Annotated in this window: 18 protein-coding genes and 1 tRNA gene; 8 read left to right on the top strand and 11 right to left on the bottom strand. The window is 72.8% G+C overall.

Features of this window, described 5'->3' with window-relative positions; all coding sequences use genetic code 11:
- Positions 1–46 precede the first annotated feature (46 nt).
- Positions 47–1,306, top strand: coding sequence for a hypothetical protein (locus E4623_RS14520; protein ID WP_134767273.1), 1,260 nt, complete (start codon positions 47–49; stop codon positions 1,304–1,306).
- A gap of 43 nt (positions 1,307–1,349) precedes the next feature.
- On the opposite strand, the gene E4623_RS14515 is transcribed toward E4623_RS14520, so the two are convergent.
- The 3 genes from E4623_RS14515 to E4623_RS14505 are packed head-to-tail and all read right to left on the bottom strand — an operon-like array spanning position 1,350 to position 5,392.
- Positions 1,350–2,252: a sulfotransferase gene (locus tag E4623_RS14515; RefSeq protein WP_134767272.1), complete on the bottom strand. Its 903-nt coding sequence runs from the start codon at positions 2,250–2,252 to the stop codon at positions 1,350–1,352.
- Positions 2,253–2,262: 10 nt separating this feature from the next.
- Positions 2,263–3,834, bottom strand: a complete 1,572-nt coding sequence (locus E4623_RS14510; protein WP_134767271.1) for an oligosaccharide flippase family protein — start codon at positions 3,832–3,834, stop codon at positions 2,263–2,265.
- A 1-nt stretch (position 3,835) separates the two neighbouring features.
- A complete protein-coding gene (locus tag E4623_RS14505) occupies positions 3,836–5,392 on the bottom strand; it encodes a Wzz/FepE/Etk N-terminal domain-containing protein (protein ID WP_134767270.1) in 1,557 nt (518 codons plus the stop codon).
- Positions 5,393–5,491: 99 nt separating this feature from the next.
- Between E4623_RS14505 and E4623_RS14500 the strand changes: the two genes are divergently transcribed.
- Positions 5,492–6,853 (top strand): O-antigen ligase family protein, encoded by a 1,362-nt coding sequence (locus tag E4623_RS14500; protein WP_134767269.1) that lies wholly within the window; start codon positions 5,492–5,494, stop codon positions 6,851–6,853.
- Here the strand turns inward: E4623_RS14500 and E4623_RS14495 are convergent.
- Positions 6,789–7,337 carry a hypothetical protein gene (locus E4623_RS14495; protein ID WP_209020704.1) on the bottom strand — a complete coding sequence of 183 codons (549 nt, stop codon included), beginning with the start codon at positions 7,335–7,337 and terminating at the stop codon, positions 6,789–6,791. The two genes, E4623_RS14500 and E4623_RS14495, sit on opposite strands and share 65 nt — an antisense overlap.
- Before the next feature lie 148 nt (positions 7,338–7,485).
- Between E4623_RS14495 and E4623_RS14490 the strand changes: the two genes are divergently transcribed.
- A complete protein-coding gene (locus E4623_RS14490; protein WP_209020703.1) occupies positions 7,486–8,433 on the top strand; it encodes a sulfotransferase in 948 nt (315 codons plus the stop codon).
- A gap of 2 nt (positions 8,434–8,435) precedes the next feature.
- A complete protein-coding gene (locus E4623_RS14485; RefSeq protein ID WP_134767266.1) occupies positions 8,436–9,368 on the top strand; it encodes a glycosyltransferase in 933 nt (310 codons plus the stop codon).
- Positions 9,369–9,372: 4 nt separating this feature from the next.
- Here E4623_RS14485 and E4623_RS14480 read toward each other — a convergent pair whose 3' ends face one another.
- Complete coding sequence (locus E4623_RS14480) at positions 9,373–10,290, bottom strand: glycosyltransferase family 2 protein (protein ID WP_209020702.1); 918 nt, start codon at positions 10,288–10,290, stop codon at positions 9,373–9,375.
- 223 nt (positions 10,291–10,513) lie between these two features.
- Between E4623_RS14480 and E4623_RS14475 the strand changes: the two genes are divergently transcribed.
- The 3 genes from E4623_RS14475 to E4623_RS22685 all read left to right on the top strand — a co-directional run bounded on the left by E4623_RS14475 (position 10,514) and on the right by E4623_RS22685 (position 14,417).
- Positions 10,514–11,719, top strand: coding sequence for a Gfo/Idh/MocA family oxidoreductase (locus E4623_RS14475; RefSeq protein ID WP_134767264.1), 1,206 nt, complete (start codon positions 10,514–10,516; stop codon positions 11,717–11,719).
- A complete protein-coding gene (locus E4623_RS14470; protein ID WP_209020701.1) occupies positions 11,716–12,618 on the top strand; it encodes a hypothetical protein in 903 nt (300 codons plus the stop codon). Before E4623_RS14475 ends, E4623_RS14470 begins: the two co-directional genes overlap by 4 nt.
- Before the next feature lie 335 nt (positions 12,619–12,953).
- A complete protein-coding gene (locus E4623_RS22685) occupies positions 12,954–14,417 on the top strand; it encodes a family 16 glycosylhydrolase (protein WP_167736635.1) in 1,464 nt (487 codons plus the stop codon).
- 109 nt (positions 14,418–14,526) lie between these two features.
- Here E4623_RS22685 and pth read toward each other — a convergent pair whose 3' ends face one another.
- Both pth and E4623_RS14450 read right to left on the bottom strand, forming a co-directional pair.
- Positions 14,527–15,114, bottom strand: coding sequence for an aminoacyl-tRNA hydrolase (pth, locus tag E4623_RS14455; protein ID WP_134767261.1), 588 nt, complete (start codon positions 15,112–15,114; stop codon positions 14,527–14,529).
- A gap of 136 nt (positions 15,115–15,250) precedes the next feature.
- A complete protein-coding gene (locus E4623_RS14450; protein WP_134767260.1) occupies positions 15,251–15,940 on the bottom strand; it encodes a 50S ribosomal protein L25/general stress protein Ctc in 690 nt (229 codons plus the stop codon).
- Between the two features lie 282 nt (positions 15,941–16,222).
- Between E4623_RS14450 and pepN the strand changes: the two genes are divergently transcribed.
- Positions 16,223–18,652, top strand: coding sequence for an aminopeptidase N (gene pepN / locus E4623_RS14445; protein WP_134767259.1), 2,430 nt, complete (start codon positions 16,223–16,225; stop codon positions 18,650–18,652).
- Here the strand turns inward: pepN and E4623_RS14440 are convergent.
- The 4 genes from E4623_RS14440 to E4623_RS14425 all read right to left on the bottom strand — a co-directional run bounded on the left by E4623_RS14440 (position 18,597) and on the right by E4623_RS14425 (position 22,550).
- Positions 18,597–19,796 carry an MFS transporter gene (locus E4623_RS14440; protein WP_134767258.1) on the bottom strand — a complete coding sequence of 400 codons (1,200 nt, stop codon included), beginning with the start codon at positions 19,794–19,796 and terminating at the stop codon, positions 18,597–18,599. The two genes, pepN and E4623_RS14440, sit on opposite strands and share 56 nt — an antisense overlap.
- A gap of 100 nt (positions 19,797–19,896) precedes the next feature.
- Positions 19,897–20,877 carry a ribose-phosphate diphosphokinase gene (locus E4623_RS14435; RefSeq protein ID WP_134767257.1) on the bottom strand — a complete coding sequence of 327 codons (981 nt, stop codon included), beginning with the start codon at positions 20,875–20,877 and terminating at the stop codon, positions 19,897–19,899.
- 50 nt (positions 20,878–20,927) lie between these two features.
- On the bottom strand, positions 20,928–22,406 hold the full coding sequence (glmU, locus tag E4623_RS14430; protein WP_134767256.1) for a bifunctional UDP-N-acetylglucosamine diphosphorylase/glucosamine-1-phosphate N-acetyltransferase GlmU: 1,479 nt from the start codon (positions 22,404–22,406) through the stop codon (positions 20,928–20,930).
- A 65-nt stretch (positions 22,407–22,471) separates the two neighbouring features.
- A tRNA-Gln gene (locus tag E4623_RS14425) sits at positions 22,472–22,550 on the bottom strand.
- Positions 22,551–22,692 lie beyond the last annotated feature (142 nt).

The following is a 22,692-nucleotide window of genomic DNA, read 5'->3' as shown; positions in this document are numbered from 1 at the left end:
ACCGCGGTACCCGCGGGTCGGCAGCACGAGAGGAACGGGAAGGCTCATGTCGCCGATCGACCTGCTGTGCGAGCAGCTCTGGGGCGTCGCGGTCTCGCACCCCGACCTCCGGGTCACCCGTCAGGCGGCCGACGACGAGTGGCAGGACCTGGAGCGGTACTGGCTGGTGCCGAGCGCGACGCGGGCCCGCCTCCTGCTGCCCGTCGCCGCTGGCCGCGCCGTGACGGCGGGGGCCTGCCTGAACTACCGGGGGCTCCGACCGCGCCACGTCAACCTCGCCCGGGCCGCGCTCGGCGCCGCGGCTCGAGCCGGCGCACCCCTGTCGCCCCACACCGTGGCGGTGCAGGCGCGCAGGTCGCGGGCGAGCGCGGCGGCCCGCCTGCCGCTCGCGTCGGTCGGCGCGGCCCTCGGGGCGGGCGAGGTCTTCGCCAGCCTGGGAGTCCGTTCGGGGGCGAACCGCAAGGCCACCCTGTCGCTCGTCGACTCGACCGGTGACGCGGTCGGGTACGCCAAGGTGGGGTGGAACGAGCTCACCGACGGCTTCGTCACCACCGAGAGCCGGGTCCTGCACGCGCTGGACGGAGGGGCGAGCCAGGTCCGGACACCCCGCGTGCTGGCCGACGTCGCCGTGGACGGCCACGCCGTGGTGGTCACCGAGCCGCTGCCCGACGACGTCAGGGCCGTCGCCGCCACGACGCAGTGGCCCACCGCCCAGGAGATGTACGCCCTCACCCCGGTCCACCGGCGTGCTCGCCTGGGCGACACGGGCCACGCCCGCGCCCTCGGGAGACGGCTCGCCGAGAGGCGGGCGGGCTCGCCCGATCGCCGGACGACGGACCTGCTCGGACGGGCGGAGCAGCTCCTCTCCGAGCTGTGCTCCCTCCCCGGGCACCTCCCGGTCGCGACCCGCTGGCACGGCGACCTCACCCCGTGGAACGCCGCGCGCGACGGGTCCGGCCGGCTGTGGATCTGGGACTGGGAGACCGCGGAGGACGACGTCCTCGCCGGCCTCGACGCCTTCCACTGGATGTTCAGCGTCGAGCGCCTCCGCGTCGGTTCCATGACCGGGATCGAGCTCCACGCCTGCCTGGGCCGGGCGCTCCCCCACCTGGTCGCGGCCGGGACCAGCCGGTCGCAGGCCCCCGTGGTCGCGGCCGTCTACAGCGTGGTCGTCGTCGAGCGGGCGGCCACCCTCGCCGCGCTCGCAGGGGGCTGGGACCGCGTCTGGTGCGGTGTCGACGAGCTCGAGACGCTGCTCGCCCGGGCTCGTGCCCTCCTGGACCGGCCGGACCCGGTGTCCGGCTGACCCGGCCGCGCCCGGTGTCGGGCGCGTCGGGCCGGGGCGCAGCTCAGGCAGGGGGCGCGTCCCACCCCACCGGCCGTCCGAGCCACTGCGCGAGGTCGGCGTTGAACGGCGCGTAGTAGTCGTAGAGCTCCGCGGCTGCCGCCGCCGGCATGGCAGGGCGCCGGCTGGCGTTGAAGCGCTGCGTGGTCGGCAGGTCGTGGCGGGCGATCCCCAGGAAGTCGCAGACGGTGTCGAAGGTCCCCTGGACGTCGGCGTACATGTCCTCGCTGCGCACGACCAGGAGCTGCTCGCGAGGGAAGGCGGTGCACCAGTTCTCCAGCTGGGGTCGGTAGATGCCGCGCGCTCGGTAGCTGTACCAGTCGTGGGGGTCGCTGTGGTAGCCCGGATCGGCGCGCATCCGCTCGACCTCGCCGGCCGTCCGCGACGCCTCGGCCGCCAGGGCGTCGGCGAAGCCCAGCGGCTCGACGCCGTTCTGGACCCGCTCCTGCCAGTGGGAGAAGGCGCGCTCGACGGGGTCGCGGACGAGCATGATCGCGCGGGCAGCCGGGTTCACGGCCCGCGCGAGGTGGGCGATGCGGGGGTCCCAGACGTAGTACGGCGACGCCTCCCCGACGACGGGTCGGTACCCGAGCCGGCGCGTGCGCCTCTCCATCACCGCCTCCGGGTAGAAGTGCGACCGGTACCAGGTCTCGCCGCGCTGGGCGCCGCCGAAGAAGTAGTCGGTGCTCTTGGTCTCGCGCGAGCGTGGGAAGAGACCGATGACCCCGGGATGCATGCGCAGATAGCGGAACAGGGACGTCGTGCCGCCCCGCTTCGCCCCGATGACGAAGTAGTCGGGCACGCCCCGTCGCGACGCCGTCACCATGCCCGCCCCGCGCGTCAACCCGCGCGCGGCCTGACGGACCCACTGCGGCGAGCGGTCCTTGAGGCTCGTGGACGACACCATGGGCGAGATGCTAGCGAGCACCGGGCGACCTGGAGCGGCCCCGGGACAGACCGACCAGCTCGTCGAGCCGCAGGCGACGGCGGTCGAGCCGGCAGTAGGCACCCAGGAGCAGGAGCACGAGGACCCCGGCGACGACCAGCTGCGCCAGGCCCTGCCCGGCGACCGCCACCACGGCGAGGGCCGGCGCCGCCACCGTCGCGACCACCGCCACCAGGGTCCGCAGGATCGCGCCGGCCGCGACGGACACCCCGGCCGCGCGGCGCACCTGGTAGGCCGCCAGCACCGTGTCGAGCGCCATGCTGGCCGCCCACGTGACGGCCGCCGCCGTGATGCCGTAGCGGGGCAGGAGGACGACGTTGCCGGTGACGTTGAACGCCACCACGAGCAGCTTGTTGAACGCACTCCACCCGCTGCGACCGCTCATCAGCAGGAGCGCCTGGACGTTACCGGCCGCCAGGACCACGATCGACCCGCAGCACAGCACGACGGTCGCGGGCACGCCGTCCTCGAACCCGGGGCCCAGCCACGAGATGACCGTGGGGGCGAAGACCGCGAGCACGACGTAGACGGGGGCGCCCAGCAGGAGGATCCAGCGAGCCGTCACCCGGTAGAGCTCCTCGACGGCGCCGAGCTCCTCCCGGGCCAGGAGAGCGCTGAAGCGGGGCGCGACGACGATGCGCAGGGCGGTGGCGATGATCACCCCGGCGCTCACGAACCGGGACGCCGCCCCGTAGATCCCGGCCTCCGCCGAGCCGAGGATCACGCCCACCAGGATGACGTCGAGCCAGACGACGGTCTGCTCGAGACCCGACGCCAGGGTCCGGGGCAGGGCGAACCGGGCGATCCGCCGCCGGAGCTCGCGCCGCAGGACCCATCCCGACGCGCCGTGACGGTCGAGCTGGCGGTGCAGGACGACGAGCGCGGCGGCCGCGCCCCCCAGCCACGGGGCCACCCAGCTCGTCACCCCGCCCAGCACGGCCCCGCCGCCGGCGGCGAGGACGACGAGCAGCAACGGCCGCAGCAACGGCACCGCGACGTTGCCGATCAGGGTGAACGGGAGGACACCACCCAGGGCCCGGGTGGCCGCGAGGGCCACGGTCATCACGCTCGCGGCCGGCAGGAACCAGGAGGCGAGCGAGACGCTGTCGACCACGGTCGGCGAGACCGCACCACCCAGGAGGAGCGGCCGGACGGCGAACCACGCCGCGGTCGTGACCACCGCGGCACCGAGCGCCGGCACCAGCATCGCGAGCACCGCGGCGCGCAGCGCCGCGGGCTCGGACTGGACCAGCCGGGGCAGCAGCCACACCGCGGCCGTGTCGAGACCCAGCTTGACCAGGCTCAGCGCGATGGTGAACACCGCCACGGTCTGGAAGACCACGCCGGCCCCGACGGCCCCGAGCTCCCGAGCGAGCAGGACGCTGAAGACGAACCCCAGGGCCGAGCTCGCCACCGCCCCGACCAGGGTCACGAGGCCACCCCGGGCCGCGCGGCCCAGCTCACCGACCTGCGGGGCGTCCGAGCCGTCGGGACGGACCTCGGCCGACAGCCGGGGGTCCGGCGCGCCGCCCCCCTCGGTCACCTCAGCCCTTGGTCGCGCGACCGGCGAGTTCGCCGGCGGCGTCGCTGGTCACGTCGTCGGTCGGCTCCGCCTGGTCCACGGCGAGACGCCGCTTGGTGGGGACCACCAGGCTGCCGTACACGACGGCGTCGACCGCCTGGAGCTCGTCGGCCAGGACGCTCACCGCACGCAGCCGGGTGCCCATCCGGCTGACCACCAGCATGATCGAGTGCCCGACGCGCGCTGCGGCAAGACGCAGGGACCGCGAGGCGTCCGCCGGGAGGTAGACCAGGGTGAGGGCGTCCTCGTTGGCGGGGTGGGCGAGCAGCTCACCGAGGGCGGCCGCCGAGGCGCCGCCGTCACCGGTGGACTCGGGCACCCGCACGACCAGCTCGGGCACGCGGGCCGACTGCCACGACGACCACCCCTTCACCGGCGGGCTCTTGGCCGCCGGCACCCGCTTGAGCCTGAGCTGGACCTTCATGGTGTTCATCAGCTCGACCGTGCGGTCGGTGTGGACGAGCTCGACCGCACGGCCGGCCTCGGCGAAGGTGAGCGCCAGGTTGACCCCGACGTCGGACGGCTGTCCGGACGTCGTCAGGTCGATGAGTGCGAGCACGGACCGCTCCGGCACGGCAGCCAGGAGTCGCTCCCGCAGGCTCTGGAAGGCGTCGTGGTCCGTCCCGCGCACGGGGATCGTGGCCTCCGAGCTCGTCAGCGTGGCCAGGACGATGCCACCGCCGCTCGCCCGCAGCCGCTCGACGGAGTAGACCCGACGGTCCAGTCGGTTGGCCACCAGGGCGAGGATCAACCCCAGGATGAGGCCGACGACGGCCCCGGTCACCAGGGTCACGTCGCGCGCCGGGGTGACGATGGCGCCGTTGTCACCGGCGCCGCTCACCACCTCGCCCCCGCTGGTGTCGACGCCTCGGAGACCGTTGATCTCCTCCACGAGGGCCGGGAGCTGGAGGTTGATGAGCTCCGCGTCGCTGGCGGCCTGGATGGCGGCCGGGGTGCCCGGTTCGGCGTTCGACCGCAGCGTGTTCGCCTCGATCAGCTGCGTCCGCAGGTCGGCGCGATCGGCCTCGAGCCGGTCGGTCGCCGCGGAGATCTTGGCCTGGGCCGACCCCGAGCGCTCGTCGAGGTAGGCCTGGGCGATGGCGTCCGCCCCGGCGACGGCGTCGTCGAGGTTGGGCGCGGCGAACGAGATCCGCACGATGGTGGACAGCGGCAGGATCTCCACGGTGGTGCGTCCGCGCAGCCGGCTCCCGGACACCTCGGAGCCCATCGCCCGGGCGGCGTCGTCGAGCACGGCGGAGGACCGGGCCAGCTGGGCCTCGGTCTGCGTGTCGATGAGGGTGGACGCGGCTCGCTGGTTGCTGAAGAGCTGGTCGGACACCACGTTCAGGTTGACGACCGACGTCGCCGTCACCTCCCGCGGGCGCAGTTCGAGGTACGCCGCCGCGACGAGGACACCGAGGATCGTGACCACGACCACCACCCGCCACCGCCGACGAAGGGTCCGCAGGTAGCTACCGAGCTCGAAGGACGAGGTCTCGGCGGCCGCTGGTGTGCTCAATGGGTCCCCCAAGCGGAGTCGAGACGACACGGAAGCGCGTGCCGCCCGCCTAGGATAGCCAGCGTCCCCCCCGCTCCAGACAGAACGTCTCCCCGCCCCATGACGCTCACGACCGACCTGCCCGGCAGCCACAGTGGCGACGATCGATCGTCGCCGCGGCCGCTGGTCGGCGCGCGCCTGCCCGCGTGGCCGCTCGTCGCCATGTTCGTGCCGTTCCCGCTGTGGTGGTTCCTCGGCCTCGCCGATCTCGTGTGGATCGTCCTCGCCGTGCCGATGGCGGCCTACCTCGGTGTGCAGCGTCGGGTCCTGGTGCCGGTCGGCTTCGGGCTGTGGCTGGTCTTCCTGCTGTTCGTGGCCGCCTCCGCGACGCGGGTCGAACCCACCTTCGGCAACCTGGTCGAGTACGGGTACCGGTCGTCGGTCTACCTGGCCTGCACCGTCGTGCTGGTCTACGTGTTCAACGCGCGGCACACCATCGGCGAACGACTCGTCGCCGCGTGCCTGAGCGCCTACTGGCTCACGACGGTCGCCGGCGGCTACCTCGGGGTGCTGCACCCTGAGGGCGAGCTCCGCACCCCCTTGTACTACGTGCTCAGCCGGGTCGGGGGCGGCCTGGTCTCCAACGACCTGGTCAACCACATGGTGGTGCGCCGGTTCACGCAGTACTCCCCGACGTCCTTCCTCGACATCGCGCCCCGGCCGAGCGCCCCGTTCCTCTTCACCAACAACTGGGGCAGCGTCTACTCACTGATCCTCCCGGTCGTCGTGGCCTACCTGCTCGGCGCGCGGCGTCGCGGCCCCTGGTGGTGGCTGCTGGCGGTCTCGGTGCCGGTCTCGCTCGTGCCCGCCTTCCTGACCCTGAACCGCGGCATGTTCATCGGGCTCGGCCTGGCGATGGTCTACTGCGCCGTCCGGCTGGCCGTGCAGGGCAAGGTGAGGGCGCTGCTCGCGCTCGTCGCGATCGGCGTCGTCGCCGCCGGCGTGTTCCTCGCGCTCCCGGTGCAGGAGCGGCTGGACACCCGCCTCCAGGCCGACGGCACCTCGACGCGCGCCTCGCTCTACGACCGCTCCCTCGAGGCGGTCCCGGGCTCGCCGTGGATCGGCTACGGCCTGCCCATCCCGTCGGAGAACCCCAACGAGCCGGCGATCGGGACCCAGGGTCAGTTCTGGATGATCCTGGTGTCGAACGGGGTGATCGCCACGGCCGCCTTCATCCTTTTCTTCCTGTGGGCGTTCGTCGTCTCGATGAGACGCACCGACGCGCTGGGGCTCGCGCTGAACGCGATGATGCTCGTCAGCGTCGTCGAGCTCGCGTACTACGGCGTGGTCCCGTACGGCCTGCCCGTGATGGTGGTGGGCGCCGCCGTGCTGCTGCGTTCGCCCGGAGCCGCGCCCGTCACGGGCTCCCCTGCTGGCCCGGGCGACCGGGGGCCTGACGCGGTGCCGGGCGCGACTCGATGATCGTGGGGCTGTAGGCGACACCGTGGGCGGGCACGTCCTTGACCACCACGGCGCCCGCGCCGATCTTGGCGTAGTCGCCGACGGTGACCGCACCGATGACCGTGGCCCCGGCGCCGAGCTCGACACCACGCCCGATCACCGGGCAGTCGTCGGTCGAGCGGCGGTTGCCGAGGGTGACGGACTGCCGGATCATCACGTCCTCGCCGATCACGACGTGCGGGTTGATCACCACCCCGATCCCGTGCTGGAGGCTGAGTCCGGCGCCGATCCGGGTGGCCACCGGGATCTCGACCCCGAGCACCCACTCCGTCAGCAGCTTGTACCAGCTCGCCACCACCAGGTAGGACAGCCGCCAGACCGGGCCCTTGCGCGAGCGGAACAGCTGGGCGGTCCGGAAGGCCGTCAGCACCAGGATGCTCTTCGGGGCGCCACGGTTCGCTGCCCGGTCGCGCCGACACAGGACACGCCACTCGTCCACCGTCACGTGCGCTCCTTCGTCGGGGTCTCGCGATCGCGGAACCCTGCTCGCGACCTCCGATATCCTCACCGAGTCCCGCACGTCCCACAAGCCGCGGACGCCGCACCCCGGGACTCCGCGCACGACCGAGGACTCGAGAGGCAGGTGCAGGACCGTGGGCACCTCGCCGTCCTCGAGCCCGGACCGGCCGTCCGTGCTCTACATCGGGGGGTCCGGCCGCAGCGGCTCGACGCTCCTGGAGAGCCTGCTCGGCGAGATGCCCGGCGTCGTGGTCCTCGGCGAGGTGGCGCACCTGTGGGAGCGGGGTGTCCGACTCGACGAGCTGTGCGCGTGCGGCGAGCACTTCAGCGCGTGCCCGTTCTGGAGCGAGGTCGGTGAGCTGGCCTTCGGCGGGTGGTCGCGCGTCGACCTCGAGCGCGTCGCCTTCCTCAAGGACGCCGTGGACCGCCAGCGACGCATGCTCAGGACGGCGCGACGCCGCCCGGCCCCGGAGGTCCACGTCCTCGCCCAGGAGTACGCCGACCTGTTCGTGGACATCTACCGCGCAGCTCGCGAGACCAGCGGGGCCCGGGTGGTCATCGACTCGAGCAAGGTGGCCCCCACCGCCCTGGCGCTGAGCCACCACGACGAGCTCGACCTGCGGATCCTGCACATCGTGCGCGACAGTCGCGGGGTGGCGTTCAGCTGGTCCAAGCAGGTGGCGCGCCCGGAGACCGGCGGCACCGAGGACATGCCGCGGCTCACCGGCCGGCAGAGCACCCAGCTCTGGCTCTCGCACAACCTCGCCCTCTCGGCGGTGACCCACCGCGGGGTGCCCATCGCGCGGATCAGGTACGAGGACCTGGTGCGGGACGCCGCCGGCACCATCGACGACGTCTGGCGGCGCCTCGACCTGCCGCCCCCGGCGGTCCTGCCGATGATCGACGACCACACGGTCGAGCTGCACCCCACGCACTCGGTGGCCGGCAACCCGATGCGGTTCAGGACGGGGACGACCCGCTTGCAGCCCGACACCGAGTGGCGCGAGGCGATGGACGCTCGCGAGCGCAGGATCGTGACGGCCATGAGCCTGCCCCTGCTCAAGTTCTACGGCTACGTCTGAGCATGCGCAGGACGATGCTGGTGGCGTCCCCCGGTGGCCACCTCGACGAGCTGAGGATCATGGTCGACCTCCTCGACCTCGACACCAGCGACCTCTTCTGGGTGACGGGTCGGACGCCGCAGACCGAGTCGCTCCTCGAGGGCATGGCGGTCGAGTGGATCCCCCGGGTCGGGTCCGGCGAGATCCGCAAGGCCGCCCTGGGGCTGCCCGCGGCGCTGCGGCTGCACCGCCGGGTCCGGCCGGACCTGCTGGTCAGCACCGGGGCACTCTTCTCCTCGCCGCACCTGGTGGCGGCCACCCTCCTGGGGTGCACGACCTGGTTCATCGACAGCGCGACCCGGGTCAAGGGCCCGTCGCGCACGGGCGCCTTCGCTGCCCGCTTCACCCGTGCCGAGCTGTTCGTCCAGGGCGACGGGTGGGGCGACCCACGCTGGACCCGGGTGCCGAGCGTCTTCGACGCCTTCGAGGTGGGGCCCACACCGGTCCCCGTGGGCCTCGGGGACCTGCACACGGCGACCGTGTCGCTCGGCACCGAGCTCTGGCCGTTCCGCCGGGCCGTGGACGCGGTGCTCGGACTGCTCGGCGACCTCGACATCACCTGGCAGACCGGTGCCACCGAGGTCGTGCACGACGGCGGGCTGCTGGCCCAGTGGCAGCCGGCGACCCAGCTGCACCGTTCCTTCGGCGCCTCCGACGTCGTGATCACCCACGCCGGCGTGGGTTCGGTGCTGTCGGTGCTGTCGCAGGGCCGGGTCCCCGTGATCCTCCCGCGGCTCTCGACGCACGCGGAGATGATCGACGACCACCAGGTCGAGTTCGCCGAGATGATCGCCGAGCTCGGTCTCGCCGTGGTCGTCGACCCCGACGACCTGACCGCGGACCACGTGGTCCGCGCCGCGAACCTCCGTGCTCAGCGCCGTCCCGCTGCCGGCTGACGGATCAGATGCCCTTGCCCAGGCGTTGGACGACCCGGACCACGAGACCGGCCGACAGCAGCCGGCAGGCGATCCCGAGCGCGAGCCACGCCTTGACCTGGGTGGGGTTGCTCCGCAGCGCCCGCCACACCCACGAGCGGGCGACCGCGCGGTCGCCGTTCGCGGCTCGGGCGAAGGCGATCTGGCTGGCGATCCGAGCGAGCGCGATCCGATCGGCGCTGAAGCCCGGGTGGGCCCCCAACAGGTACTCCAGCCCCTCGGCGTAGGCCCCCCAGCGTCCGAAGAAGTAGGAGTCCTGGGACCACGTCACCCGCACCAGGGACTCGTTGACCACCTCGATCGGACCGTGGAGAGCGGTGCGCAGGAGCAGGTCGTAGTCCTCCCCGTAGCTGCCGGGGAGCGCCTCGTCGACCATGCCGAGGGGGTCGACCAGCGCAGCGGTGCGGAACACGAACGTGCTCGAGTGCAGACCCGCCATCCGGTCCCGCAACAGATCGGCGTGGGTGACCCGGCTGGTCGGCACCAGGCGCTCGTGGGTGTGCTCGCCGTCGTCGAGGGACATCGCCGTGCCGACCAGGATGGCCGAGGGGGAGCGCTCGAAGCGGTCCATCTGCCTGCCCAGCTTGGCGGGCAGCCAGGTGTCGTCGTCGTCGAGGAACGCCACGTAGTCGTGCGCCGCCGCCAGGATCCCGGTGTTGCGCGCCCCGGCCAGCCCGCGGGTCCTCGTGTTCGTCACGACCCGGACCGAGCGACGGGGGCCCTGCTCGACGTCGGGGAGGAAGGGCTCGCAGGCGTCGAAGACGACGATCACCTCGATCGCGCCGAGGTAGTCCTGGTCGAGGATGCTCTGCACGGCCCTCCGCATCAGCTCCGGGCGGTTGTGCGTGGGGACGACTGCGGTGACCGACGGCCTGGATGACACCTGCGAACCTCCGTGAGCGATGACGCGGTCCCCGAGCGTAACGATGCGGGCGCGCCGGCGCTGGTCACGGTCGTGTTCGCGGTCGTGCCGTGTCGTGCCGTGTCGTGTCGTGTCCGGACCGTGGTCGCCGGGTTGCGGGCGGGCTGCCGTCGGGGCGGCCCCGACCCCGACTAGTCTTCCTTCCTGAGCTCCACCTCTGGCGCTCCCGAACCGGAGGGCTCCCGTGCTACGAATCGCAGTCGTCGGCGTCGGCAAGATGGGTCTCTCGCACCTCTCGATCCTGGGCGCCCACCCCGACGTGACGATCGCCGCCATGTGCGACACGAGTGGCTACGTCCTCGACGTGCTCGAGAAGTACACCGGCATGCATGCCGCCGGCGACTACCAGAAGATGCTGGACGCCGTCCCGCTCGACGCGGTGGTGATCGCGACCCCGACCAAGGCGCACTACCCGATGGTCCGCGCCGCGCTCGAGCGCGGACTGCACGTGTTCTGCGAGAAGCCGCTGACGCTCAGCTCCGAGGAGTCCAGGGCGCTGGTCGAGCTCGCGGCCGAGAAGGGCCTGGTGGCTCAGGTCGGCTACCACAACCGGTTCGTCGGCGCGTTCGCCGAGACCCGACGCCTCCTCGACCTCGGCGCCATCGGGCGGGTGACGCACGCGACGGCGGAGGCGTACGGCCCCGTCGTCCTCAAGGCCAAGGGGGCCACGTGGCGGTCGCAGCGCTCCGAGGGTGGTGGTTGCCTCTACGACTACGCGGCGCACCCCCTCGACCTCCTCACCTGGTACCTGGGGACGCCCGAGCGGGTGGGCGGCACCCACCTCGGCAAGATCTTCTCCACCGCGACGGAGGACGAGGTCTACTCGACCCTCTTCTACGACGACGGCTCGACGGCGCAGCTGTCGGTCAACTGGTCCGACGAGTCGTACCGGAAGATGTCGACCCGGATCACGCTCTCCGGGACGCACGGCCGGATCACCGTCGACCGCCAGGAGTGCCAGGTCTACCTGCGCGACACCCAGCCCGCACCTGCCGGCTACCAGCACGGCTGGAACGTGAAGTACACGACCGAGCTCACCGCACCGGTGTGGTTCTACCTGCGCGGCGAGGAGTACAGCGCCGAGCTCGACTACTTCGTCCGTTCGGCCTCCGGAGCCCTCGGGAGCGACGAGCCGGCGGCCCAGAACTCCTTCGAGACGGCGGCGGTCACCGACCGCGTCATCGAGCTCCTCATCCGCGACGCCGAGCAGCCGGGTTCCGGCACCGGCGACGCCCCCGGCCACACCGCCCGGCGGCCGTCCCCCGCTGACGCGCGACGACAGAGGCTCGCCGCTGTGTCGGCTCGCGCTCGCGTGCTCCTCGGCGACACCGTCGCGTCCGGACGTGCCCGCATCGCACGAGCAAGGTCCACCCGAAAGGCCGTCCGATGACCACTCCAGCCACCGACCACGTCATGGATCGCCTGCTCTTCGGCGACAACCAGTTCTTCGGGGTCAACCACATGTCGGAGGAGAAGGCGCGCGCCCAGGCCATGCGCTTCCAGGACTTCGAGTCCGTGATGGGGGTGCTGGACAGCGCGCAGGCCGAGGGCATCAGGACGTTCATGTGCACCACCCACGAGCGCGTCGCCCAGATCGTCGACCGCGTCCGGGCGCGCCCCGACGACTACCCGGGCTTCGTCTTCTACCCGTGCATGCCGTACGCCCACAAGTACGCCAACGCGGTGACGGAGCACGGGCCGCTGGAGGCCGTGCGTCGCCTCCTCCCCGACGAGGGTCTGGTCTCCACCGCCCTGCGCGGCGGACGGGCGCTGGCCACGAAGGACGTCGAGAGCCTCGTCACCATGCTCGTCGATGCCGAGATGGCGATGTTCCAGGGCGTCACCACCCCGGTGATCTTCCTCCAGAACGTCGTGGTGGACCTGCTCCTCGGACTCGGGTTCGACGAGGCCTTCGCGATCTTCGCCAGGCACGTGCGCACCCGCTACGGCGCGGAGCCGGGCTACATCACGATGAACCTCCCTCGGCTGCTGGACGCTCTCGACCGCGTCGAGGTCCTCAACCCGATCGTCTGCAGCAACATGAACAAGCTCGGCTTCCGGATGTGCGGCGGGATCGAGGCCTACCGCGAGGCACTGGACGAGCGCGAGTTCCGGGCCGTCGCGATGTCGGTCTACGCCTCGGGGGCCCTGGGCCCGGAGGAGGCCTTCGAGTGGATCGCCCAGTTCCCGAAGATCGAGTCGGTCGTCTTCGGCGCCTCGAGTGCGACGAACATCCGCGGGACCCGCCAGGTCGTCGACGACGTCTGGCTCCCCCGCCTCTCCGTGTGAGACAGATCACCCCTCCCTCCCGAACCAGCAGTCCCACCAGTCCCAGGTGACCCGCATTCGCCCGATTTTGCCTCGGCGACACTGATCTCGGCGTCCGGCCCGGTTACGGTCGGATCATCGGCCGACCGCATGTCCCCCCGTCCTCCGGGTACGTACGGATCAGTTGAACCGCAACCGCGGCGCATCCAACCCTTCAGTCATCCCCCCCGGGTGCCGAAGAAGAAGACGCGCCATCCCCCCCGGTGGCGGGCCACTGCTGGTCGACATCGGAGCCCCACTCCCGACTCGCCCTCCTTGGTCGCACTATCTCTCCCCCCGAGATTGAGGACCTGCTCGTGCCCGAGACCCCCCACGCCCCCTCCCGCCCCGCGTTCCCCCGCCTGACGTCCCGCGCCGTGCTCGCGACCGCCACCGTGGCGGCTCTCCTGACGTCCGCCGTCGCCGGCGGCGCCACGGCCCGGGAGTCGGCGTCCCCCGCCCCTGCTCGGGCCGGCGCCGACCGCGGCTCGGTGAGCCAGACCGAGTTCGACCGGCTCCGGCCCGGCCTCAGCCGACGAGAGGTTCGCGCCATCACCTCGGCGAGGGGGGCGGTCGTCGCCCGCTGGGACCAGAACGACCGGCGCAACCACCGTGCGCTGTACGCGAGCAGCGCGCAGGAGTCGTCGGTCGAGATCGACTTCCAGCGGCGGGGCGGCGCCCCGTGGCGGACGAGCGCGATCAGGTGGATCCCGGCCGCCGGTCCCCACGGCACCGTGACGCGTGCGGAGTTCGCGAAGCTCAAGCCCGGGCTGACCCACCGTCAGGTCTACGCCGTCACGGCCGCGGCGGGCGTCCTGAGCTCGAGCAGCAAGCAGGGCAGCTACCTCGTGCGGAACTACCTCTACACGACGGACGTCGCCGGCGCATCCGTGGCCATCCGGTACCGGAACCTCGCGGGCGAGCCCTGGAAGGTGGGCGCGGTGTCCTGGGTCGCCGCACCCGGCAACCCCGTGCCGCCGGTCCCGCCGGTCCCGCCCACCCCGCCCGTCCCGCCCACCCCGGGCGAGCCGCCCGTGCCTCCCGGCAGCCACGGCGGCACCACCGGCTGGCGACTCCTCCAGGACCTCGACCTGACCCGTGAGCCGAGCGGCACGGCGTACACCACCGGCGTCAGGAACACCGACCAGAGCTACAACCGTCGGGACAACGCCGTCTGGGACACCCGCGGCCTGACCGTCACCGCGACCCGTGAGTCGGAGGGCGCGCGCATCTACTCAGCCGACGTCCAGATGCGCGGCGTCCGCATGCCCGACACGTTCGCGCTGGAGGCCGACGTGACCCTGGACGGGCTGGGCTCGGGCATGTTCCCGTCGCTGTGGGCCCGGCCGGCAGGAGAAGGCCAGGGCGAGCTCGACTTCTTCGAGTACTGCGGCTCGCAGATCGGCAAGAAGCTGGAGATGAAGTCGACCATGATCCGTACCGGGTCGCTGGGCTCCGGCTACAACATGGGCCAGGCCATGGTCGGCCTGCCCAAGGCCGCCTTCGCCAACCGCTTCGACGGGCGTCACCTGTGGCGGTTCGAGAAGACCGCCCAGGCGCTCACCATCTGGGTCGACGGCCGGCTCGTCGACCAGATCACCAAGGCAGCCTTCGAGTCGGACGCCGGCGCGGGACAGTGGGACGCCCTCGCCGACGCCTGGTACCCGCGCGTGACGTTCCAGGTCGGGGACGGCGCCGGGGCGAAGCTCGGCGGCCCGATCCCGCCGGCCTGGCGCACCTCCACCATGACCGTGGCGGCCCTCCGGGTCTACGCGCGCTGAGCCGACGCGCGCGGGTCGGGTCCCGCGCCGGCCGCTCGAGGGGCCGGCGCGGTGACCCGGCGCACGACGTCGTGGGTCGGTGCCGGGGTGCGGGACCCGCGTCCGCGGGTCAGCTGTTGAACTGCTGCTGCGTCTTCTCCAGGCCCTCGGAGACGAGGGTCTCGACGGCGTCGGCGGCGGAGTCGACCTGGAAGGGCAGCTCCTTGCGCTCGGTCGAGGAGTAGTTCGACAGCACGAAGTCGGCGACCTCCTGCCGGCCGGGCGGCCGGCCGATCCCGGCGCGGACGCGGTAGAAGTCGCCGGTGCCGAACGACGAGCGCATCGACTTGAGACCGTTGTGGCCGTTGTCGCCCCCACCGAGCTTGACCCGGAGGGTGCCGAAGGCGATGTCGAGCTCGTCGTGGATCGCGACGATCCGGTCGGGTGCGACCTTGTAGAAGCTCGCCAGTGCCTTGACCGGCCCGCCCACCTCGTTCATGTACGAGCGCGGACGGGCCAGGACGATCCGGGGCGCGTCGGTCCCGGTCGGACCCACGCGGCCCTCCACCACCTCGGCACGGCCGGTCTTGTGGGCCCGGAACGGGCTGCCGAGGCGGCGGGCCAGCTCGTCGACGACGAGGTAGCCGATGTTGTGCCGGTGCCCTGCGTACTTCTCACCGGGGTTGCCGAGCCCGACGACCAGCCAGACGTCAGACATGTCGTCGTCCTTCTCGGGATTCGTCGGGACACCAGCGGTGGTGGGAGAGATCGCGCGGCCCAGGTACCACCTGAGCCGCGCGATCGTCGTCCGGGTCATGCAGTGCCGGTCGTCCGGTGCGGGACGCTCGGCGGGGTCACTCGGAGTCGGAAGCGCCCTCGGCGTCGCCCTCGGCGGCGGCCTCGGCCTCGGCGCTCTCGGCGGCTTCCTCGTCGGACTCCTCGCGCTCGATGCCGGCCTCGGCCTCGGCCTCCTCCAGCTCGGCCTCGAGGGCCTCGGCGCTGATCTGCTCGGTGATGTTGACGACGAGGGTGTCGGCGTCGACCAGCAGGGTGGTGCCCGCGGGCAGGTCCAGCTCGGAGGCGAGGATTTGCGTGCCGGCCGGGAGGCCCTCGATGCTGAGCTCGATGCTCTCGGGGATGTTGGTCGCCTCGGCCTCGACCTGCACCGAGTTGTTCTCGGTGACCACGAGGGTGTCGGGGCCGGCCTCGCCGACGACGTGCACGAGGACGTCGACGGTGACCCGCTCGCCCTTGCGGACGGCGACGAAGTCGATGTGCTCGAGCGTGCGGCGGATCGGGTCGACCTGGATCTGCTTGGTCAGCGCGAGCTGGCTGGTGCCGTCGATGTCGAGCTCGAGGAGCGCGTTCGCGCCGCCCCGCTTGAGCGCCATCATCGTCGAGTGGCCCGGCAGGGTGACGTGGATCGGCTCGTTGCCGTGGCCGTAGATGACCGCGGGGACCTTGTTGTCGCGGCGGATGCGGCGGGCCGCGCCCTTGCCGAACTCGGTGCGGCTCTCGGCCTGGATCTTCTCGGTGTCGGACATGCTGGACTCCTGGCGTTCGCTGGGTGTGTCGACGGTTGCGTCGAGGTCGGCGGGCCCGGCTCCGGGAGCGACGAGCTCCGCGCGACAGCGCGGCGCTCAAGTCTCTGAGTTCAGCCGGCCCTGTCGATCACGGAGCATCCACTCCCTCGCCGAGGCAACCAGGGAACCCTACGCGACGCCCGCCTCGGCCCGCCAATCGACCGGCCCCCGGGACCTCCTGCCGGAGTCGGCCCCGCGTGCCGACCCGGGTCCCGGCGCGCCCCGGAGTCCTAGAGTCGTGTCGTGAGCCTGACCCTCGACGAAGCCCGTGCCCGTGCCGCCGCCGTCTCGGAGGTGTCCTACGACCTCGACCTGGACCTCACCGACCCCGCGCGCGGCGACTTCGGGCTGGTCGCCCGCATCGGCTTCACCTGCTCGGCCCCGACGACGTTCCTCGAGCTGACCGCGGCCACCGACGTCGTGGTGTCCCTCGACGGCCGCACCGTCGACCCGGCGTACGACGGCAGGCGGCTGCACCTCGGCGGGCTCGGCGGCACCCACGAGGTCGTGGTGAGCGCGCGGGTCCCGCTGGTGACCGACGGCGACGGCATGCACACCTTCACCGACCCGGCCGACGGCGCGACGTACGTCTCGGCGTACCTCGGCATGGACGTCGCCCAGAAGGTCTTCGCCTGCTTCGACCAGAACGACCTCAAGGCGCCGGTCACGCTCGCGGTGACCGCCGACCCGAGCTGGACCGTGGTCGCCAACGGCCGGGTGACCGGCCACGACCCGGCCGCGGGCCGCTGGACGTTCGCGACCACCAGGCCGATCCCGGTGGCGATGTGGGTGGTGTGTGCCGGCCCCTGGCACTCGCGCAGGTGGGAGCACGCCGGCCTGCCGTTCGCGTGGCACGCCCGGGCGTCGCTGGCCGCCGAGCTCGACCGCGACTTCGACGAGCTGCGCCGCACGACGCAGGCCTGCTTCGACCACTACGCCGGGCTGTTCGCGGAGCCGATGCCGTTCGACTCCTACGAGCAGGCCTTCGTGCCGGGGCAGAACTGGGGCGCCCTCGAGACGCCCGGCTGCGTGACCTACCGCGACGAGTACCTCCCCCGCGGCGTCCTGCCCGAGCGGATGCGCGCCTCACGGGCCACCACGATCGCCCACGAGATGGCGCACATGTGGTTCGGCGACCTCGTGACGATGACGTGGTGGGAGGACACCTGGCTGCAGGAGAGCTTCGCCGACTACATGGGCTACCGGGTCGCCGAGGCCGCGGCCGGCTACCCACACCTGCTCGTCGGCTTCGAGACGACGCGCAAGGTCGCCGCCTACCGGGCCGACGCGCGCCGCTCGACCCACCCGGTCGCGCCGGCGGCCGAGGACGTGCCGGACGTCGACGCCGCGGCCACCAACTTCGACATGATCAGCTATGCCAAGGGCAACGCCAGCCTGCGCCAGCTCGTCACCTGGCTCGGCGACGACACCTTCCTCGACGGCGTCAACGGCTACCTCTCGCGGCACGCCTTCGGCAACACCACGCTCGCCGACTTCGTGGCCGCGCTCGACGCGGCGTCCGACCGGGACGCCGTCGCCTGGGCCGACGCCTGGCTGCGCACCAGCGGGTTCGACACGATCCGCGTCGAGCGCGGCGACGACGCGACCCCGGTCCTGCGCCGCGTCGGCAGCCGGCCGCACCGGCTCCGCGTGGCCTCCTACGACGCCGCCGACGGGGCGCTGACGCCGCTCGACACCCGGGTGGTCGACCTGGCCGACGAGCCGGTCCGCCTCGAGGGCTGGGCCGGCCGGGTCGTGCTCCCCAACGTCGGCAGCGAGACCTACGCGCAGGTCGACCTCGACGAGGCGTCGATGGAGGCGTTCGCGACCGGCCTCGGCCGCCTCGAGGACCCGCTGGCCCGCGCCGTCGTCTGGGGCCAGTGGTTCGACGGCGTCCGCACCCGGCGCATCGACCCGCTCACCTACCTCGGCGTCGTCGCCCGGCACCTGCCCGGCGAGACGCACCCGATGATCGTGACGTCGGTCGTCAGCCGCACCCTCACCTCGGTGCTGCCCGAGCGGGTGCCGGCCGAGGCGGTGCCCTCAGCCGTGGACGGCCTCGCCCTGACGTTCGCGGCGGGGCTCGCCGCGGCGGCCACCGACGAGCTCCGGCTCACCTTCGTCGAGGCCCTGGCCTCCACGAGCCGCGACGTCGACCTGCTCACCGGCTGGCTCGACGCCGACGGCGTCGACCACGCCGACGGCCGCCTCGCCTGGTACGCCGCCCTGCGGTGGCGCGTGGTCGCCCGGCTCGCAGCGATCGGCGGGGCCGACGCGGCGTTCGTCGAGGCCGAGCGGCGTCGCGACGGCACCGTCGACGGCGAGCTGGGGGCCGCGCGCGCCCTGGCCGCGCGACCCACGCCCGAGGCCAAGGACGCCGCCTGGGCCGCCGCCACCGAGCCGGGCGTCGCCAACCGTCGCTTCGGCGCGGTCACCGCCGGGCTCTGGGACGTCGAGCAGGCCGACCTGCTGGCGCCGTACGTCGAGCGCTACCTCGACGAGGCGCCGGCGCTGGCCGAGCGCGGCCAGGCCTTCGCGCAGGCCGTCGGCCACGCGTTCCCCGCCGTCGCGCTGACGGCCGCGCAGCTCCACGCCGTCGAGGCCCGCGCGGCCGGTGTCAGGAGCTCGATCCTGCGACGCGCCTGGGAGGACGCGCTCGACGACCGGCGCTGACGACCGCGAGGCACAGGACGGCGACGCCGACCGCCCCGGCCAGCGCCGCCGCTCCCCCACCGAAGGCCCCCAGCGCGTACGGCGCCGCGAAGCCCAGGTAGGTCAGCGCGTAGAAGACCGCGACCGTCGCGCCGCGCTCGTCGGGCGCGGAGAGCCGCTCGGTCTCCCGCAGCCCCGAGACCAGCACCATCCCGTACCCGGCGCCGAGGACCGGCCCGGCGCCCAGGAGCAGCAGCCGCTCGTCGGCGACCAGGGCGGCCACGCCGATCGCGCAGCCGAGGGCGGCGGCGACCAGCCCGACCTCGCCCGCGAGCAGGGGACGGCGGTCGTCGAGCCGGCGGGCCCACCCCTGCACCACGACGCCGGTCCCGAGGGTGATCCCGGCCAGGACGCCGGCGAAGGCGAGCTGTCCGGGCGGGTCGCCGCCGAGGCCGCCCGGCAGGAACGCGATCGAGATCGCCGCGCTGCCGAAGACCCACGGCGCCGAGGGGGCGACCACGAGCAGGAACCGTCGACCGCGGGTCACCGCCGGCAGCCGCAGCAGCGCTCGCGGCTCGGCCTCCCCGCGGTCCGGGAGCGTCTCGGGCACCCGGAGCACCAGCGTGGCCGCCACCACGCCGAGGACGACGTGCGGCAGGTACGGCGTCACCAGCGGCTCCGGCGCCCACTGGGCGACCAGCCCGGTCACGAGCGGACCGACCCCGAAGCCGGCCGACAGCGCGATCGCGGCCCGCCGCGCCGCCGTCCCGGGCGCCTGGTCGCCGGAGCGCTCGGTCAGCTCGGCCACCCACGCGCTCGCCGCGCTGAACACGACCCCGGAGCAGAGACCGGCGACCAGCCGGGCCACGCACAGCCCGAGCGTCGAGTCCTCCTCGACCATCAGCAGCACGCTGGCCAGCGGCGAGAGCACCACGGCCGGCAGCACGAGCGCCCGCCGTCCCCACCGGTCGGACGCCGCACCGCCGACCAGCAGCGCCGGCACCAGGCCCGCGGCGTACACCCCGAACAGGAAGGCCCGGGTCTGCGTCGACATCCCGAGCTCCTCGCGGTAGGCGAGCAGCATCGGCGTGAACTGGTTGGCGCCCCACCCGACCGCGAACATCGCGAACGCGACGCGCTGCCAGGACCGGTGGACGTCGTTCACGGCACCGACCGTAGGCCGACCGTCCGTGGATCCCGGCACGCGGGTCGCGACCCGGTTCCTCGGTGGTGTCGCGGAGCCCTGCTCGTCCCGCGCAGGCCTCCTACGCGTGGCCGTCGAACATGGAGGTGACGGAGCCGTCCTCGAAGACCTCGCGGATGGCGCGCGCGACGAGCGGCGCGATCGAGAGCACCGTGAGCTTGTCGAACCGCTTCTCCGGCGGGATCGGCAGCGTGTCGGTCACGATGATCTCGATGGCCGGGGAGTTCTTCAGCCGGTCGACGGCGGGGTCGGACAGGATCGCGTGGGTGGCCGCGATCACGACGCCCGCGGCGCCGTCCTCCAACAACGCCTCGGCGGCCTTCACGATGGTGCCGCCGGTGTCGATCATGTCGTCGGTCAGGATGCACATCCGGCCCTTGACCTCGCCGACGACGCGGTTGGCGACGGTCTCGTTGGGTCGGTCGGTGCGGCGCGACTTGTGGATGAAGGCCAGCGGGGCTCCGCCCAGGCGGGCCGACCAGCGCTCGGCGACCTTGATCCGCCCGGCGTCGGGCGAGACGATCGCGAGCTGCTGGCCGCCGTAGGCGCTCTTGATGTAGTCGGTGAGCACCGGCAGCGCCATCAGGTGGTCGACGGGGCCGTCGAAGAAGCCCTGGAGCTGGTCGGCGTGCAGGTCGACGGCGATGATCCGGTCGGCGCCGGCGGTCTTGAACATGTCGGCGACCAGGCGGGCCGAGATGGGCTCACGGCCGCGGTGCTTCTTGTCCTGGCGGCTGTAGCCCCAGAACGGCATCACCACGGTGATCCGCTTGGCCGAGGCGCGCTTGAGCGCGTCGACCATGATCAGGTGCTCCATGATCCACTCGTTGATCGGGGCCGTGTGGCTCTGGAGGACGAAGGCGTCGCAGCCGCGCACCGACTCCTCGTAGCGCACGTAGATCTCGCCGTTGGCGAACTCGTAGGCCGCGGTCGGCACGATCGGCGTCCCGAGGATCTCCGAGACCTCCGCCGCGAGCGAGGGGTGGGCCCGTCCACTGAAGACCATGAGGTTCTTCTCGGTGGTCTTCTGGATGCCGATCACGCGTGCTCCTCGTTCGTCGAGCCAGTCGTCGGGCCGGGGGGCCGGTCGAGCTAGTGGCCGGGCGGCGGGTCGGCCTGCTGGTCGTCCGCCGCCGCTGATTCTGCCAGTGCAGCGCGGGCGGCCTCCGCCTGGTCCGTCCCCGGACGTCGGCGCATCGCCCAGCCGACCAGGTTGCGCTGCGGTCCGCTGCTCACCGCGAGCGCGCCGGGCGGGACGTCGCGGCGGACCACCGAGCCGGCGCCGGTCGCGGCGCCGTCGCCGACCTCGACCGGGGCGACGAAGGTGTTGTTGCTCGCGGTCTTGGCGTGCCGGCCGATCTTGGTGCGGTGCTTGGCGATGCCGTCGTAGTTGGCGAAGATCGTGCCGGCGCCGATGTTGGTGCCCTCGCCGATCTCGGCGTCGCCGACGTACGACAGGTGCGGGACCTTGGCGCCGTCGCCGATGTCGGCGTTCTTGGTCTCGACGAAGCCGCCGATCTTGCCGCGGGCCCCGAGCCTGGTGCCGGGTCGCAGGTAGGAGAACGGACCGACCGACGCCTCGGCGCCGATCACGGCGAGCTCGCCGTGGGTGCGGACGACGCGCGCGCCAGGGCCGACCTCACAGTCCTTGAGCGTGGTGTCGGGCCCGACGACGGCGTCCTCGCCGACCTCGGTCAGCCCGAGGAGCTGGGTGCCGGGCAGGATCGTGACGTCGGGCGCGAGGACGACGCCGGCGTCGATCCAGGTCGTCGCGGGGTCCATCACGGTGACCCCCGCGCGCATCCACCGCGTCACGATCCGGCGGTTCATCTCGCGGCCGAGCTCGGCGAGCTGCACCCGGTCGTTGGCGCCCTCGGTCTGCATCACGTCGTCGATCGCCCATGCGCCGACGGTGAGGCCGGCGTCGCGGGCGATCTGGACGGTGTCGGTGAGGTAGTACTCGCCCTTGGCGTTGTCGTTGCCGATCCGCGGGAGCGCGTCGAGGAGGAACCCGGCGTCGAAGGCGAGGATCCCGGAGTTGATCTCGCGGATCTCGCGCTGGTCGGCGTTCGCGTCCTTCTCCTCGACGATCGCGACGACGTCGCCGTCCTCGTCGCGGACGACGCGGCCGTAGCCGAACGGGTTCGCGAGCTCGCCGGACAGGATGCTCACGGCCCGCTCGGCCGCCTCGTGCTCGGCCACGAACGCCCGCAGCGACTCGCCCTCGAGCAGCGGGGTGTCTCCGTAGGCGACGACGACGGTGCCCTCGGCGCGCCCGTCGTGGGCGACGAGGGTCTCGACGGCGATCCGGACGGCGTGCCCGGTGCCCTTCTGCTCCTCCTGGACCGCCAGCAGGCTGTCGGGCACGAGCGTCTGGATGTGCGGGCCGACCTGCTCGCGCTGGTGGCCGACGACGGCGACGACCCGCTGCGGCTCGGTGGCCTGCACGGCGGCGATGACGTGGCCGATCATGCTGCGCCCGCCGACCTCGTGCAGCACCTTCATCGTCTTCGACTTCATGCGGGTTCCCCCACCGGCGGCCAGGACGATGACAGTCAGGTTGCTCGGCACCGGCTCACTCTAAGCCCGCGCGCCGGGACGCCGCGATGCGAGGACGGGCACGCACCAGCTGTCGGCTCCCCGGGATGGAGTCGAACCATCGTCGCTAGTCCTGATTCAAAGTCAGGCGGGCCCTGCCGGCAGACCAACCGGGGATTGCTGGAACGACCATAGAGCGCGAGCGGTGGCACGGCACGTCCAACCCGACCCCCGCGGCGCCGGGCTCCCGGCCACCGGTCGGACAAGCACGTACACCACGCCGGGGGCGACCGTGCCGACCGCGGCGCCGCGCGGCGGC

This window comes from Nocardioides sp. 1609 (assembly GCF_004522105.1).
Lineage (GTDB): Bacteria > Actinomycetota > Actinomycetes > Propionibacteriales > Nocardioidaceae > Nocardioides.
Note: the sequence above shows the minus strand (reverse complement) of the source record. Positions and strands in the feature narration are given on the sequence as shown.